Genomic DNA, 15654 nt, shown 5'->3' on the forward strand with positions numbered 1-15654 from the left:
ACACATGAGCATCTTGATCGACGAAAACACCCGCGTGATCCTGCAGGGCTTCACCGGTGACAAGGCGACCTTTCACGCGAAGGAAATGATCGCGTACGGCACCAACGTGGTGGGCGGTGTCACACCCGGCAAGGGCGGGCAGCGTCACCTCGAGCGCCCCGTCTTCAACACGGTGAAGGAGGCCGTGCAGGCCACCGGCGCCACCGCGAGCCTCGTGTTCGTGCCGCCCCCCTTCTGCGGCGACTCCATCATGGAAGCCGCCGATGCGGGCCTGCAACTCGTCTGTGTGATCACCGACGGCATCCCGGCGCAGGACATGATGCGCGTAAAGCGCTATCTGCTGCGCTATCCGAAGGAATCGCGCACGATGCTGGTGGGACCGAACTGCGCAGGCATTATCAGCGCGGGCAAGGCGATGCTCGGCATCATGCCCGGCCACATCTACCGGCGCGGCTCGGTGGGCATCGTCTCGCGCTCGGGCACGCTCGGCTATGAGGCAGCCGCGCAGCTCGACGCGCTCGGTCTCGGGGTGACGACGGGCGTCGGCATTGGCGGCGACCCGATCAACGGCAGCTCCTTCCTCGACCACCTGCGCCTGTTCGAGAACGACCCCGCAACCGAAGCCGTGATCATGATCGGTGAGATCGGCGGCCCGCAGGAGGCGGAAGCCTCGCGTTGGGTCCAGGAGCACATGTCGAAGCCCGTGGTAGGCTACGTCGCCGGGCTCACGGCGCCGAAGGGCCGCCGCATGGGCCATGCCGGCGCGATCATCTCGGCCGCAGGCGACAGCGCCGCCGAGAAGGCCGAGATCATGAAGTCGCATGGCCTCTTCGTCGCCCCCAGCGCCTCCGAGCTGGGTTCCACCGTTGCTGCGGCGCTCGCTCAACATGATGCCCGCCGCGTCGCTTGAGGCCGCCGAGGCCGAGGCGCGTGCCGTGACGCCGCGCGGCGTGGAGGCGCCGCGCGAGCCCGCGACCCCAGCGCCTGCTCAGCCCTCGCCGCCCGCAGCGCTCGAGCGCCTCGCCGCGGCAACCGTGGCGCTGCCCACGCTCGATGCCCAGGCCTACGAACCATGCGTGGTCGAGCTGCTCTTCGGGTTGCTGTGCGACGTCGCGCAGCGCCGCCAGCCGCTGGTCGCTCGCGCGCTGCGCGGCGAACCGCTGCCCCCGGACGTCCCACGCGCGGTGTGGCGGCGCGCGCTGCAGGCCCAGGGCATCTGGTTTCAGCTGCTCAGCGTCGCCGAGCAGAGCACCGCCATGCGCCGGCGCCGCGAGATCGAGATCGAAAGCGGCTATGCGCGGCTCTCGGCATCGTTCGCGCGGGTGGTGGCTGACGCAGCCGCGGCCGGCGTGAGCGCCGAAGAAGTCCGCGAGGTGCTCCGGCATCTGAAGATCCGGCCCGTGATCACCGCTCACCCTACCGAGGCCAAGCGCGTCACCGTGCTCGAAATCCACCGGCGCATCTATCGCAAGCTGATGGACCTGGAGTCGCCGCGCTGGACACCGCGCGAGCGGCGTGCGCTTGTCGCGCAACTCGGCAACGAGATCGAACTGCTCTGGATGAGCGGCGAGTTGCGCCGCGAGAAGCCCACCGTCGCGCAGGAGGTGGCCTGGGGGCTGCACTTCTTCGGCGAGACGCTCTTCGAGGCGGTGCCGACGCTATTCGAGCGGCTCGAAGACGCGCTGCATCAGTTCTACCCCGGCGAGCCCTTCGAGATCCCGCGTTTCTTCCAGTTCGGCTCGTGGATAGGCGGCGACCGCGACGGCAATCCCTTCGTCAACAACGATGTCACGCGCGCGACGCTGTACGAGAATCGGCTTGCGTGTCTGAAGCGCTATCGGCAGCGGCTCGTCGACCTCGCGCAGACGCTCAGCATCACCGCCGAAGCCTTGCCCGTACCCGACGCGTTTGCGAGTGAGTTGGCGCGCGCGCTGGCGCAAAGCGGCGACGGCGCGGCCATTGCCGCGCGCAATCCGGGTGAGGTGTTCCGCCAGTATCTGACCTGCATGCTGCGCAAGCTCGACGCAACGCTCGCCGACGCGCAGCGGCGCGGCACGCTCACGCCGGTGCCGGGCGGCTACGCAAGCGCGGACGAACTGGCCGCCGAGTTGCGCGCGATGGAGCAGGCGTTGCTGGCGTGCGGCAGCGACGCGCTGGCGGCAGCCTACGTGCGCCCCCTGCGCCGCGAGGTCGAAACGTTCCGCTTCTCGACGGTGCAACTGGACCTGCGCGAGAACACGACGGTCACCAACAAGACCCTGCTCGCGCTTTGGCGAGCGCGTGCCAGGCCCGGCTCCGAGCCGCCCGATCCGCAGTCCGAGGGCTGGAAGTCGTGGCTGCTCGCGGAACTGACGCGCCCGCTTGGACAGGATCGTCGGCATGGCCACGAGACAAACGCCGACACCCTGCCCGAAGTCGAAGCGGAAACGCTGCAGATCTTCAGCATGGTTCGCACGATGCGCGAACAGGTGGACCGCAATGCCTTCGGCGCGTTCATCCTGAGCATGACGCACCATGCAACGGACGTGCTCGGCGTCTATCTGCTGGCAAAAGAAGCGGGACTTTTCAGCGACGCCGGCGGGGTCGAAAGCTGCACGCTGCCCATCGTCCCGCTGCTCGAAACCATTGACGACCTGCGCCGCGCGCCCGACATCCTGCGCGAGTTGCTGGCCGTGCCGATGGTCAAGCGCAGCATCCGCGCGCAAGGCGGCGTGCTGGAAATCATGATCGGCTACTCGGACTCGAACAAGGACGGCGGGTTCTTCGCGAGCAACTGGGAACTCTCGAAGGCGCAGACGAAGATCGCGCGAGTCGGGCGCGAGCTTGGCATCACGATCTCGTTCTTCCACGGGCGCGGCGGCTCGGTGAGCCGCGGCGGCGTGCCCGCGGGCCGCGCGATCGCGGCGCTCCCCGCCGGCTCGGTGAACGGGCGTTTTCGCGTGACCGAGCAGGGTGAAGTCGTCTCCCACAAGTACGCCAACCGTGGTACCGCGCAATATCACGTGGAGTTGCTCGCGTCGAGCGTGCTCGAACATACGTTCAAGTCCGACCGGGAAGACGAGCTGCTGCCACGCGGCGACTTCGACGATGCCATGGAGGCGCTCGCGGGCGCATCGCGCGCGGCCTATGTGAAGCTCGTCGAGCGGCCCGAGCTGATCGCGTACTTCCAGGCGGCCAGCCCGCTCGAAGAGCTCTCCATGCTGAACATGGGCTCGCGCCCCGCACGACGTTTCGGCGCCCGCAGCCTGCACGACCTGCGCGCGATTCCGTGGGTGTTCGCGTGGTCGCAGAACCGTCACGCGCTGACCGGCTGGTACGGCGTGGGCAGCGCGCTTAGCGCATTCCTCGCGGTGCGCCAGGCGCGCGGCCTCGACCTGCTGCGCCGGATGTTCAACGAGTCGCGCCTGTTCCGGCTCATCGTGGACGAGGTGGAAAAGACGCTCGCCCAGGTCGATCTCGACATTGCGCGCGGCTACGCGAGCCTCGTGCCCGACGCGCAAGTGCGAGAAACCATCTTCGCGCAGATCGACGCCGAGTACCGGCTCACCGTGGAGACGGTGCTCAAGGTGAGCGGCGGCGCCACGCTCGCGGAGCGCTTCCCGCAGTTTCGCGAACGGCTTGCGCGCCGCCTGCCGGCCATCAACCAGGTGAGCCGCCAGCAGATCGAACTGCTGCGGCGCTACCGTGCGGCCGACGCCGATCAGGAACGTCGCGGCTATCTGGTGCCGCTCCTCCTGTCCATCAACTGCATCGCATCGGGATTCGGCGCGACGGGCTAAGCCGCGCGTCCCCCACTATCGAGGAGATGACTCATGAGCTTTACCGCGATCGAACAGGCTACCCCGCGGCTGCATCGTTCGGAGCTCGCCGTGCCCGGCTCCAACCCCGCCATGTTCGAAAAAGCCGCACGCTCGGCTGCCGACATCGTCTTTCTCGACTGCGAAGACGCGGTCGCGCCCGACGACAAGGAACAGGCCCGCAAGAACATCGTCGAAGGCCTAAACGACATCGACTGGGGCGCGAAGACGATGATGGTGCGCATCAACGGACTGGATACGCATTACATGTATCGCGACGTCGTGGATATCGTCGAAGCGTGCCCCCGGCTCGACATGATCCTGATTCCCAAAGTGGGTGTCGCCGCGGATGTCTATGCGATCGACATGCTCGTCACGCAGATCGAGACCGCGAAGAAGCGCACACGGCGTATCGGCTTCGAGGTGCTGATCGAGACGGCACTTGGCATGGCCAACGTCGAAGCGATCGCACAGTCGAGCCGGCGGCTCGAAGCGATGTCGTTTGGCGTGGCCGACTACGCCGCCTCCACGCGCGCACGCACGACCGTGATCGGCGGTGTGAACCGCGACTATGGCGTGCTGAGCGACAAGGACGACCAGGGCAAGCGCGAGTACTTCTGGAGCGACCAGTGGCACGCGGCGCAGACGCGCATGATGGTCGCCTGCCGCGCATACGGGCTGCGGCCGATCGACGGTCCCTTCGGCGACTTCAGCGATCCGGATGGCTACGATGCTGCTGCGAAGCGCGCCGCGGTGCTTGGCTATGACGGGAAGTGGGCGATCCATCCCTCACAGATCGAGCTGGCCAATCGCGTTTTCACCCCGAGCGATGCTGAAGTCTCCCGCGCACAACGCATCATGGACGCGATGGCGCAGGCGGCGAAGGACGGCAAAGGCGCGGTGTCGCTCGATGGCCGGCTGATCGATGCGGCAAGCATTCGCATGGCCGAAGCGCTGCTTTCGACCGCGCGCGCGATTGCGGCGTCGTCCGGCAAACGTTAGGTGGATGCGTGGTCCATGCAAGGCGCGGGACTCGGGCAGGCGGCCTCGATACATGCGGCCGCCTGCCGTGTCGCCCGCCAGGCCTCGATCATCGAATCGGCGGAACGATCGATATCGTCCCCGGTGGTCGGCCACGCGATCACCGAGAGGCGCATCACGCGGCGCCCCCGCCAATGTGCGCCGTGCGCGAAGCAGATTCCCGCTTGCCGGATGCGCTCGAGCGTCGCTTGCGTGAGCGCATCGCCGCGCGCTGCCGGCTCGTGCCGCCCGAACCGCACGACGACCTGATTCAATTCGACTTCGTTGAGCACCTCGATGCCCGGCTCGGCGCCAAGGCGGTCCGCGAGGCGTTGCGCCATCGCGCAATGCCGCTCGATCATGGCCGCGATGCCGCGTCTGCCGAACGCGCGCAGCAGCGCCCACAATGCGAAGCCGCGGGCGCGGCGCGAAAGTTCGGGCGTGTAGTGGAGCGGATCGCGAATGCATTCGCTGCCTGCGGGCGGCAGGTAGCCCGCGCCCATCGTCATCGCGCGCCGGTGCGCATCGGTATCGCGCACGAACGCGCAGCCGCACTCGTAGGGCGCCTGGAGCCACTTGTGCGCATCCGTCGCCCACGAATCCGCGAACTCGACGCCTGCGGCGAGCGGCGCGCGCGCCGGGCACGCCCTCGCCCAGAGGCCGAAGGCGCCATCCACGTGCAGCCAGCCGCCGCGCTCGCGCGTGAGCCTGACGATTGCCTCCACGGGGTCGAACGCGCCGGTCATGATGTGCCCGGCCTGCGCGATCACGACATGAGGTCCGCCGCACTGGGCGAGCGCCGCACGCAACGCCTCGACCCCCATTCGGCCTGCGCTGTCGCACGCAATCCTCACGACCTTGCGTTCGCCGAAACCAAGGTAGCGCAACGCGGCGAACACGCTCGCATGCGCTTCCTCCCCGGCGAAAACGGTAATGGGCGGGGCACCGGACATCCCGTCCGCCTCGACATCCCAGCCAACGCGTTGCAGCAATGCGCTGCGCGCGGCCGCGAGGCAGACGAAGTTGCTCATCGTCGCGCCCGTCGTGATACCCACCGAGCATTCGCGCGGCAGCCGCAGCACGTCGACGAGCCATTGCGCGGCTACCTGCTCGGCCACGGCGGCCGCAGGCGCACCCTCGTAGCAGGCGGCATTCTGCCCCCAGACGCTGGTGAGCCAATCGGCCGCGACGCCGGCCGGATGCGAGCCGCCGGCCACCCAGCCGAAAAAGCGCGGGCCCGCCGTGCCCATGAGGCCCGGGCCGGCCGCAGCGGCAAGCTGCTCGATGACCTGGCCTGCGGGCACGCCAAGCTCGGGCACGGGGCCGCCGAACGCGTGCATCAGCGCGCCAAAGCCGGCCGTTGCGGCAGGCGGCAGCGATCCGCGCCCGCGATGAAAGGAGAGCGCATGCCGATAAGCGGCCTCGAGTGCGGTGCGCGCATCGTCCGCGTCGTCCAGATCCATCGACCATTCAGCCACGGCCGCGCCCTCCCCGCCAGACTCGACAACCCGCGCGCTAACGCGCCGGCACCTGCCAGAACGGCTGCGCCGGATGAAACGCCTCGCCTTGCGCGAATCGCTCCGCCGAGCGCAGCGTGTTCTCGATCAGCATCGTCACGGTCATCGGCCCCACGCCGCCGGGCACCGGCGTGATCCACGCGGCACGTTCGCGCACGGCCTCGAAATCGACGTCGCCGACAATGCGTCCATCAGCGAGTCGATTGATCCCCACGTCGATCACAATGGCGCCTTCCTTCACCATCTCCGCCTTGATGAGGCCGGGCTTACCCGCCGCCACGACGAGAATGTCCGCGTGGATCGTGTGATGCGCCAGATCGCGCGTCTTCGCGTGGCAGATGGTGACGGTCGCCTCCTTCTGCAGCAGCATCAGCGCCATTGGCTTGCCGACGATATTGCTCGCGCCCACCACCACCACGTTCTTGCCCGCCACGTCGATGCCCGTGGTCTCCAGCAGCAGTTGCACGCCGTAGGGTGTACAGGGCGGAAAGATCGAGTTGCCGACCACCAGTGCGCCCACGTTGTAGAGGTGAAAGCCGTCCACATCCTTGTCGACGACGATACTCTCGAGCACGCGCCGCACGTTCACCTGGGGCGGCAGCGGCAGTTGCACGAGGATGCCGTGCGTGGCCGGGTCCAGGTTCAGCTCGCCGATGCGTTCGAGCAGTTCCGTTTCCGTACAGGCGGCGGGGAACCGGTGCATGAACGAACGCACCTGGCTCTCCTCGCACGCCTTCACCTTGTTTGCGACATAGACCTGCGACGCCGGGTTGTCGCCCACCAGCACGACGGCGAGTCCCGGCACGACGCCGCGCATGGACAGCGCGGCGACGCGCTCGCGAAAGCGCGTGCGCAAGCGCCGCGCCAGGTGCTTCCCATCGATGATCTGCGCCGTCATCGCGGTTCAGACTACGCCCGGGATCCAGTTGGTGCCCGCGAGCGGCACCCGCGCCATCGCCGCTGCCTCCACCGTGAGCGCGACGAGGTCTTCGGGCTCCAGGTGATGCACGTTCTGCTTGCCGCACGCACGCGCTATCGTGGTCAGTTCCATGTTCAGCGTCTTCAGATAGTTGCGCAGACGCTTCGCGCCCACCTCGGGCTGCAGACGCTCCTGCAGCACCGGGTCCTGAGTCGTGATGCCCACGGGGCACTTGCCGGTGTGGCAGTGGTGGCAATAGCCCGGCGCGGTGCCCAGGTTCGCATAGTCGTCGAGCGCCGGGACGTGCTGCCCCTTCTCCATGTATGACGCGCTGTTGCAGCCGAGCGAGACGAGCACGCCCTGGCCGATGGCCACGGCATCGGCCCCCATGGCCAGCGCCTTCGCGACATCGGCGCCGCTGCGGATGCCGCCCGAAATGATGAGCTGCACCGTGCCCTTCATGTTGAGGTCCTCGAGCGCGTCCACGGCCTGGCGCAGTGCGGCGAGCGTAGGAATGCCGACGTTCTCGATGAAGCAGGTCTGCGTGGCCGCCGTGCCGCCTTGCATGCCGTCCACCACGATCACGTCCGCACCCGCGTGCACGGCGAGCTTCACGTCGTTGAACGTGCGCGTCGCGCCCACCTTCACGTAGATCGGCTTTTCCCAGTCGGTGATCTCGCGCAGTTCCTGGATCTTGATGAGCAGATCGTCAGGGCCGGTCCAGTCCGGATGACGCGACGCGGAGCGCTGGTCGATCCCTTCGGGCAGCGTGCGCATCTTCGCGACGCGCGGCGAGATCTTCTGGCCGAGCAGCATCCCGCCGCCGCCCGGCTTCGCGCCCTGACCGATCACGACCTCGATGGCGTCGGCCTTGCGCACGTCGTCGGGATTGAAGCCGTAGCGCGACGGCAGGCATTGATAGACGAGCGTCTTCGACGAAAGCCGCTCCTCCTGCGTCATGCCGCCGTCGCCGGTCGTGGTGGACGTGCCCATCTCGGTCGCCGCGCGGCCGAGCGCTTCCTTCACGTTGGCGGACAGCGCGCCGAAGCTCATACCCGCAACGGTGATCGGGATCGCAAGCTCGATGGGCTTCTTTGCGAAGCGCGTGCCGAGCACGGTTTTGGTCGTGCACTTCTCACGGTAGCCTTCGAGCGGGTAACGCGAGAGCGACGCACCCAGGAACAGCAGGTCGTCGAAGTGCGGCACATGGCGCTTCGCGCCGAGGCCGCGAATCTCGTATAGCCCGTGCGCAGCGGCGTTCTGGATGTAGTTGATCGTCTTGCGGTCGAAGCCCCAGGATTCTTCGGTGGCGATTTGCTTCAGGTGAATCGGCTTGATTTCCATGGCGGGATCCTTGGGTCAATATTCCTGTTTCGCGTCGGCGTTCCAGTGATAGAGCGAGCGGGCCGAGGCAATGCGCTTGAACTCCTTCGCCTCGATGCCGGCGAACGCGGGGCCTGCCACGCGCAGCAGTTGCGCCACACCCTCGATGTCGGCGGCGGTCATCGGCTCCTCGCGTGCGTCGGCCCCGAGCGACTTGATGTTGCCTCGCACGTACAGCACCGCTTCGTACAACGAATCACCCAGCGCATCGCCCGCATCGCCGCAGATCACCAGCCTTCCGGCCTGCGCCATGAATGCCGAGAAGCTGCCCACCGAGCCCTTCACGACGATATCGGCGCCCTTGAGCGAGATGCCGCAGCGCAGTCCCGCATCGCCCTCGATCACGAGCAGGCCGCCCTGGGCGGAAGCGCCCGCCGCGTTCGACGCGAAGCCCTTCACGTGTACGCGCCCGCTCATCATGTTTTCCGCGACGCCGGTGCTTGCGCTGCCCGCAATGGTGACCTTCGCCTCCTTGTTCATGCCGGCCGCGTAGTAGCCGGCATGGCCGTCGATCTCGACTTCGATCGGCAGGTCGAGCCCGACCGCGATGTTATGCGCGCCGTCGGGGTTCGCGATGCGCACCATTTGCACGCCCTTGCCCGCGGCGTCCTTGTGCAGGAAGCGGTTGACTTCGGTCACCGACGTGCCTGCCAGGTCAAAGTTCACACTTTCCATACATACATCTCCTCGGGTGCCGGTTCGAACACGTTTGCATGCTTGATGTCGGGCAAATGGGCGAGCGAGCGGAACTCGGACGCAATCGCCACGTAGTCGTCGGTCTCGGCCACGACAGCGGGCTTGCACGCGAACGGGTCGCGGATCAGCGCGAGCTTGTCGGGCGTGCCCATCAGGAACGTATAGAAGCCGTCGAGCTGCTCGAAGCCCTTTTGCAGCGCGGATTCGAGGTCGTCCCCTTCGCGCAGGCGGTATTCGAGGAAGCGGCAGGCCGCCTCGGTGTCGTTGTCGGTCTCGAAGTGGATGCCATGCGGCTCCAGCATCCGGCGCACGCCATACGGGTTGGAAAGCGAGCCGTTGTGCACGAGGCAGAAGTCCTCTCCCGCCGTGAACGGGTGGGCGCGGTCCGGCGTCACTGCGGACTCGGTCGCCATGCGCGTGTGCCCGACCAGGTGCGTGCCGCTCAGGTTCTGGAACACGTAGCGGTCCGACACTTCCTTTGGCGTGCCGATGTCCTTGTACAGGTCGATCGCGCGGCCAGTTGAAAGAATATGCAGGCGCGGATGCTGCTCGCCGATCCAGCGCTTCGCGGTTTCCGGCGCGATGCTCACGCTCAGCACCGCGTGATTGCCCTTCGCGTGAACCGAGGCGCCCGCGCCCAGGTGCGTGTTCAGTTCGTGCGCGAGCCCTTGCCAGTTGAAGTCCTCGCCCTCTTCCGTGAGACCGGAGTACAGGCTGATCTTGCGGATGTCCCCGGCCACCGGCTCCGTGAATACGGCCAGTCCCGCCGAATCGGGCCCGCGCTCCGTCATGCCGAGCAACATGGGCACCATCAGCTCGCCCAGCCGCTCACGCAGCGACGGCTGCTTGATAAGCAATCCTACAATTCCACACATGATTATTCTCCTGCACCGGTTTCCCGCGTTCTATGGATGATTGGCTTGTCGCTGCCGGCGTGGCGCCCGCGCGCGCTGCCGTCTGCCTGTACGTAAGATCAGAAAAATTCGAGGTAGGACTTTTGTTCCCAGTCCGACACATGGCGCATGTACTCGATCCACTCCATGTGCTTCAGACGCAGAAACTCGCCGCCCGCCGGCCCGAGCGCCTCGAGCATCACTTCGTCGCGTTCGAGCGCGTGCAGCGCCTCCTGAAGGTTCTGCGGCAAGATGCTGATCTCGCGCTTGCGCAGGTCTTCCGCGCTCATTTCGTACAGGTTCAGATTGCACGGCTCGCCCGGCTCGAGCTTGTTGTTCACGCCGTCAAGGCCGGCCGCGATCACGGCCGCTGTCGCGAGATAGGCGTTGCACGCAGCATCGGGCAGGCGCAGTTCGATGCGCCCGCCAGGAATGCGGACCATCGAAGAGCGGTTGTTGTCGCCATAGCTCACGTAGGCCGGCGCCCACGTCGCGCCGGTGAGCGACCGCCCCACCACGAGGCGCTTGTATGAATTGACGGTAGGCGCGCAGATCGCCGAGAGCGCCGCGGCATGCTTGAGCAGGCCTGCCGTCCAGTGGTAGGCGAGCTTGGAGAGGCCGAGGCCGCGCTCATCGTGCTTGTCGGCGAACAGGTTGCTCTCGCCGTCCGAAATCGACATGTGCATATGCATGCCGTTGCCGGGCCGGTTTGAGAACGGCTTGGGCATGAACGAGCAGATGAGGCCCAGTTCGTTGGCGATCTCGGCAGCCGCCATCTTGAAGAAGACGTAGGAGTCGGCGGATTTCAGGCAGTCCGAATAGGTGTAGTTGATTTCGAACTGGCCGTTCGCGTCTTCGTGATCGATCTGATAGACGTCGATCCCGCACTTGATCAGCGACTCGGTCAGACGCTCGAGGAACTCGCGCGAGCGCGAGAGCCCTTTATAGTCGTAGCACGGCTTGGGCAGCGCGTCCGAGTCATCGCAAGGCACGATACGGCCGTCTTCCGTGCGCCGCAGCAGCGAGAATTCGGGCTCGAGGCCGGTGTTCAGAATCCAGCCGTGCTGTTTCAGGCGATCGACCTGCCGCTTGAGCGTCACACGGCTTTCGAACTGCCACGGCTCTTTTTTCACGTAGCCGTCGCAGGCGATGCGGGCGTAGCCGGGCTGCCACGGCACGAGCGTCAGCGTGTCGAGGTCGCCCACCGCCATGAAGTCCGGCCCCTGCGGATCGATGCCAAGACCCCACACCGCGAAGCCGGCAAAGCCTGCGCCTTCCTTGAGGATGAGGTCGAGATGCGCGGCGGGAACGGACTTCGTCTTCGCAACGCCGTGAATGTCGACAAATTGCGCGAGGATGTACCTCACATTGTTGTCTGCTAGGAATTGCTTGGCTTCTGCGGGGGTCATGTCGATTGTCCTCAAGCGTCCTGAATACGCGATGTCGAGGAAGCGTCCGGCGCGCGCCGGGCGCTTCCTCCCGGTGGCCTACCTGGTCGGTGCCTGGTCGATTTCGTTGATCACGGCGAGACCGACCGGCCCGCCTCCCAGTTCGGCGGCAATGCCGGCGAGGGTTTCCCACAAGTACACGCCGTACGTGCCGTCGGCCCACAGACGGTAGTACGGCCGCCCCAACCGCTCGCCCGGCAGGACGGTGACAGCGACGCCCGCCATCGAAGTCAGCACGACGGGTCGGGTCGCGAGGTCCAGCGCGCGGAAGTTGACGTTGCAGGTCTGCAGCAGCAACTCGCCGATCGCTTCGCCACACAGCACGAGCGCGAGGTCCTGGCGCAGCACCGGGTAGACCCGCAGCGCCGGCTCGCGGTGTGCCAGCTTCGCCGAGGTCCGGCCACTGATGCCGTCCTCGATCAGATATTCGGTCAGGCCGAGGCGCGCCACGAGTCCGCCGTTCGCGAGCGGCGCCCAGGTATTGGCCACTTCCGGCACGGGCATGCCCTGCTCGGCCAGCCACGCGGCGACGCCCTGACCTTTGAAGCCCATGCGGTACAGGTGCGACACGTCCGTGATGCCGGCGCTGCGCGCACGCGTCTCGTCATTGGCGCCGAAACGCTCCACGATCTGCATGTTCTCCACCACACGCCACTCGGGCCTGACGGCGTGCAACGCGTCGCGTACCGGACTTGTGCGCAGCGATACGTTCGTTGCGCTCGCAAGGTTCGATGCACTCATGCGGTCTCCTTCCTCGGTGCGCCAGCCTCTGCCAGCGCGGCGTCCTTCTGGCGCAGGTTCTCGGGGTCATAGAACGGCGTGGGCACGACCGTGGCCGCCACCATGACGCCGTCGCTCAGGCGAAAGCGGATACGCGTGCCCGGCTTCGCCATGGAGGGACGCACGAACGCGAGGCCGATCGTCTTCTGCACCGTCTCGCTCCATGACACGCTCGTCACACGCCCCGCGATCTCGCCGCCTTCGATCACGAGGTGACACTCGCGCAACGCCGCGCCCGTCGCGCCATCGTCGAGTGCAAAGCCCACGAGACGCTGCTGCTGCGGTTGCCCGTCGATGGCCTGCAGACTGCGCTGGCCGACAAAAAACGGCTTGTCCATCTTGACCGCCCATTCCATGGCGGCGTCGCGCGGGGTCGTCAGGCCGTCGGTGTCCTGGCTCACGATCACGTGGCCCTTCTCCAGGCGCAACAGCCGCTGCGCCTCGACGCCGAACGGCCGGATGCCGAATTCCTTGCCCGCCTCGTAGAGCGCGCTCCACAACGCCGCGCCATATTCAGCGGGAATGTGGATCTCGTAGCCCCATTCACCGACGAAGCCCACGCGCATCAGCCGGGCCGGCACGCGGTTCGCGCCGAGCGCGATTCCCGTCACGCGGATGCCGAGATACGGAAATGCTTCGGACGACAGATCGAGATCGACCAGCCTCGCCAGCACGGCGCGCGAGGACGGACCTGCGAGGTTGATCGCCGCATAGGCGCCTGTCACGTTGACGATGCCGCAATCGAGCCCCCAGATCGTGTTCAGGCGTGACAGCTCGCGGTAGATCAGCGCGGCGCCGGAGGACGTGGTCGTGAAGTAGAAGTGATCGTCGGAAAGCCGTGCCACCACGCCGTCGTCGATCACCACGCCGGTTTCGTCGCACATGAGCGCATAGCGGGTCATGCCGGACTTCAGCCCCGCGTATTTCGACACGTAGACGCGCTCGAGGAACTGCGCGGCCTGCGGCCCGCGCGCCTCGAGCTTACCGAGCGTTCCCACATCGATCATGGCCACGCCGTTGCGCACGGCATGGACTTCCTCCTGGATGCAGCGCGCGCGGTCCTTGCCCTCCACCGCGTAATACTCGGGTCGCTGCCACACGCCCGCGGGCATCCACTTCGCGCCATGGCGCTCGTGCAGTGCATGGATCGGCGTGCGGCGCTCGGGGTTGAAGCCGCGGCCGGCGAGCAGCGCCATCGGCACCGGATGAAAGAACGGCCGCGCGGTGGTCGTCCCCACTTCCTGCGGCGCCTTGCCGGTCAAGCGCGCAAGGATACGCAGGCCGTTCATGTTCGAATGCTTGCCCTGGCTCGGGCCCATGCCGTTGGTCGAGAAACGCTTGAGCAGCTCGATGTTGTCGAAGCCTTCCTGGACTGCGTTTTCGAAGTCCTTCAGTTGCAGGTCTTCGTCGAAGTCGACGAAGTTCTTGCCCGCCGGATGCGGCACGATCGGCCACGCGTGAGAAGGCGACTCGGGTTCGGGCGCAACCGTGACTGCATCGAGGCGCTCATGCGCGCCGGACTCGCCGCCCGTCACCCCCGCGTGCGTTGCCGCAAGCGCGCCAGCGCGGCGTCCGTCCTGCAGCTTGCTCTCGAACGTGTACACGCCGTTCACGCGGCCGCACGCGAACACGCCTTCCGGCAAGCGCTCGGGTACGAACTGCTCGACGCCTGTGTCGTAGCGCATCGCGGTGCCCGCCTGGTAAAGCAGGTTGGCGGCCGGCGCCCAGCCGACGCTCACCAGCAACGTGTCGCATTCAATCTGCCGCGTGTGATGGTGCGCGGCGCTCATGCCCGCGGGCGGCGTCGGGCCCACACGGACCGCCGCGAGGCGGTCGCCCGCCGCGTTGGGCACCGCTTCGATCACGCAGCTCGAGCCCAGCACTTCGACGCCGCGCGCTGCGAGCTCGCGGGCGAGTTCGCCACAGCAATGCGTGGCGCGCAGGTCGATCAGCGCGGTCACCTTGATGCCGCGCTCGAGCATGTCGAGCGCCGCGCGATAGCCGTCGGCGTTGGCGGCCAGCACGGCCGCGCGCTGGCCCGGCGCCACGCCATAGCGCCAGGCGAGGCGCTGCGCCGCCGAAGCGAGCATCACGCCCGGCAAATCGTTGTTGCGGAACACCGCGGGCTGCTCGAACGCGCCGCTCGCCACCACCACCGCCTTCGCACGCATCTTCGTGATGCGGTCGGCGTCCACGAGTGGCACCCAGTGGTCCGCGTAGTAGGCGGCGGCCAGCGTGCCGTTGAACATGCGTACGCGCGGATGCGCGCGTACTTCGGCTTCCAGCGCGCGCACCGCCTCGAGACGCTCCGGGTCGCCGCCCGCCTGATAAGTGCCGCTGCCGCCCGAGCGCGCGTTCTCGTCGACGATCACCACGTCGGCGCCTTGCCGCGCCGCCGCGAGCGCCGCGGCAAGGCCCGATGGCCCCGCGCCGATCACGAGCACGTCGCAGAACCCGTAGCGCTTGGGTGTGCGCACATGCGGCGCGCTGAGGTCGACCGCGCCGAGCCCGGCCATTTTGCGGAACATGCGCTCCCAGCGCGGAAACCAGCGCTTGCTGTAGAACGCCTTGTAGTAGAAACCTACCGGCAGGAACGGCGCGAGCTTGCCGACCCAGCGGCCACGGTCGGCGGCTACCCCGCCCGAGGTGTTGACGGCGCGCCAGTGCGCGCCGGCGATCAGCTCGGTCACGTCGGCGCGCACGTTCAGGCGCGCGCCGTCCTGAAACATCGCGTTGACATCGTGGTTCGCGAGCGAGAGCACGCCGCGCGGCCGGTGATACTTGAAGCTGCGCCCCAGTACCGAGACCTTCGACGCCCATAGCGCGCTCGTGATCGTGTCGCCGGCAAAACCCGTGTAACGCTGCCCTTCGAAGCCGAATTCGACCTGCCTGCTCCGGTCGATCCATTCGCCTGCATGCGGTGCCAGACGCATTTAAGCCTCCTCGTCATTCAGATACGTGCGGATGACACGATCCTTCGCGGTGTCGCGCTCGGCAATGAACCAGGTATTGCTCGGCGTGTGGCACCACCACTCCTTCTTCACGCCCGCGGCGCCATTGCGGCAGAACACGTAGTCGGCCCATTCATCGTCGCTCGCGGCCGTGGGGTCGGGCATCTCGCGCATCTCTCCCCAGTAGACGAACTCGGACACGGGGCGCGCGCCGTTCACGGGGCAGCTCATGATTTTCATTGTCGTGTCC

At 67.1% G+C, this 15654-nt stretch carries 12 protein-coding genes; 3 read left to right on the top strand and 9 right to left on the bottom strand.

Annotation, left to right across the window (positions count from 1 at the left end):
- Positions 1–4: 4 nt before the first annotated feature.
- The 3 genes from sucD to JMY28_RS20370 are packed head-to-tail and all read left to right on the top strand — an operon-like array spanning position 5 to position 4799.
- Positions 5–910 (top strand): succinate--CoA ligase subunit alpha, encoded by a 906-nt coding sequence (sucD, locus tag JMY28_RS20360; RefSeq protein WP_201697706.1) that lies wholly within the window; start codon positions 5–7, stop codon positions 908–910.
- Positions 888–3779: a phosphoenolpyruvate carboxylase gene (locus tag JMY28_RS20365; protein ID WP_236596952.1), complete on the top strand. Its 2892-nt coding sequence runs from the start codon at positions 888–890 to the stop codon at positions 3777–3779. The genes sucD and JMY28_RS20365 overlap by 23 nt, the downstream gene beginning before the upstream one ends.
- A gap of 33 nt (positions 3780–3812) precedes the next feature.
- A complete protein-coding gene (locus JMY28_RS20370; protein ID WP_201697707.1) occupies positions 3813–4799 on the top strand; it encodes an HpcH/HpaI aldolase/citrate lyase family protein in 987 nt (328 codons plus the stop codon).
- Here JMY28_RS20370 and JMY28_RS20375 read toward each other — a convergent pair.
- The 9 genes from JMY28_RS20375 to JMY28_RS20415 all read right to left on the bottom strand — a co-directional run bounded on the left by JMY28_RS20375 (position 4796) and on the right by JMY28_RS20415 (position 15644).
- Positions 4796–6295 carry a pyridoxal phosphate-dependent decarboxylase family protein gene (locus JMY28_RS20375; RefSeq protein WP_236596953.1) on the bottom strand — a complete coding sequence of 500 codons (1500 nt, stop codon included), beginning with the start codon at positions 6293–6295 and terminating at the stop codon, positions 4796–4798. The two genes, JMY28_RS20370 and JMY28_RS20375, sit on opposite strands and share 4 nt — an antisense overlap.
- A gap of 37 nt (positions 6296–6332) precedes the next feature.
- A complete protein-coding gene (gene folD, locus JMY28_RS20380; protein ID WP_201697708.1) occupies positions 6333–7232 on the bottom strand; it encodes a bifunctional methylenetetrahydrofolate dehydrogenase/methenyltetrahydrofolate cyclohydrolase FolD in 900 nt (299 codons plus the stop codon).
- Positions 7233–7238: 6 nt separating this feature from the next.
- Positions 7239–8597 carry an FMN-binding glutamate synthase family protein gene (locus JMY28_RS20385; protein WP_201697709.1) on the bottom strand — a complete coding sequence of 453 codons (1359 nt, stop codon included), beginning with the start codon at positions 8595–8597 and terminating at the stop codon, positions 7239–7241.
- A gap of 15 nt (positions 8598–8612) precedes the next feature.
- The gene (locus tag JMY28_RS20390) at positions 8613–9311 is read right to left on the bottom strand and encodes a GltB/FmdC/FwdC-like GXGXG domain-containing protein (RefSeq protein WP_201697710.1); all 699 of its coding nucleotides are present in this window, start codon (positions 9309–9311) and stop codon (positions 8613–8615) included.
- Entirely contained in the window at positions 9299–10207 is a 909-nt protein-coding gene (locus JMY28_RS20395) for a class II glutamine amidotransferase domain-containing protein (protein ID WP_201697711.1), read from the bottom strand. The genes JMY28_RS20390 and JMY28_RS20395 overlap by 13 nt, the downstream gene beginning before the upstream one ends.
- A 98-nt stretch (positions 10208–10305) precedes the next feature.
- Entirely contained in the window at positions 10306–11634 is a 1329-nt protein-coding gene (gene glnT, locus JMY28_RS20400) for a type III glutamate--ammonia ligase (protein WP_201697712.1), read from the bottom strand.
- A 78-nt stretch (positions 11635–11712) separates the two neighbouring features.
- Positions 11713–12414 carry a hypothetical protein gene (locus tag JMY28_RS20405; protein WP_236596954.1) on the bottom strand — a complete coding sequence of 234 codons (702 nt, stop codon included), beginning with the start codon at positions 12412–12414 and terminating at the stop codon, positions 11713–11715.
- Positions 12411–15386: a glycine cleavage T C-terminal barrel domain-containing protein gene (locus JMY28_RS20410; protein WP_201697713.1), complete on the bottom strand. Its 2976-nt coding sequence runs from the start codon at positions 15384–15386 to the stop codon at positions 12411–12413. The genes JMY28_RS20405 and JMY28_RS20410 overlap by 4 nt, the downstream gene beginning before the upstream one ends.
- Positions 15387–15644, bottom strand: a complete 258-nt coding sequence (locus tag JMY28_RS20415) for a sarcosine oxidase subunit delta (RefSeq protein ID WP_201697714.1) — start codon at positions 15642–15644, stop codon at positions 15387–15389.
- Between the last annotated feature and the right edge of the window lie 10 nt (positions 15645–15654).

This window comes from Paraburkholderia hiiakae (genome assembly GCF_904848665.1).
Lineage (GTDB): Bacteria > Pseudomonadota > Gammaproteobacteria > Burkholderiales > Burkholderiaceae > Paraburkholderia > Paraburkholderia hiiakae.

Coding starts and splice junctions, on each gene's coding strand:
- JMY28_RS20385 (WP_201697709.1), bottom strand. CDS start 8,597: ATGGAAATCAAGCCGATTCACCTGAAGCAAATCGCCACCGAAGAATCC.
- JMY28_RS20395 (WP_201697711.1), bottom strand. CDS start 10,207: ATGTGTGGAATTGTAGGATTGCTTATCAAGCAGCCGTCGCTGCGTGAG.
- JMY28_RS20415 (WP_201697714.1), bottom strand. CDS start 15,644: ATGAAAATCATGAGCTGCCCCGTGAACGGCGCGCGCCCCGTGTCCGAG.
- JMY28_RS20410 (WP_201697713.1), bottom strand. CDS start 15,386: ATGCGTCTGGCACCGCATGCAGGCGAATGGATCGACCGGAGCAGGCAG.
- JMY28_RS20370 (WP_201697707.1), top strand. CDS start 3,813: ATGAGCTTTACCGCGATCGAACAGGCTACCCCGCGGCTGCATCGTTCG.
- folD (WP_201697708.1), bottom strand. CDS start 7,232: ATGACGGCGCAGATCATCGATGGGAAGCACCTGGCGCGGCGCTTGCGC.
- glnT (WP_201697712.1), bottom strand. CDS start 11,634: ATGACCCCCGCAGAAGCCAAGCAATTCCTAGCAGACAACAATGTGAGG.
- JMY28_RS20390 (WP_201697710.1), bottom strand. CDS start 9,311: ATGGAAAGTGTGAACTTTGACCTGGCAGGCACGTCGGTGACCGAAGTC.
- JMY28_RS20405 (WP_236596954.1), bottom strand. CDS start 12,414: ATGAGTGCATCGAACCTTGCGAGCGCAACGAACGTATCGCTGCGCACA.
- sucD (WP_201697706.1), top strand. CDS start 5: ATGAGCATCTTGATCGACGAAAACACCCGCGTGATCCTGCAGGGCTTC.
- JMY28_RS20365 (WP_236596952.1), top strand. CDS start 888: ATGATGCCCGCCGCGTCGCTTGAGGCCGCCGAGGCCGAGGCGCGTGCC.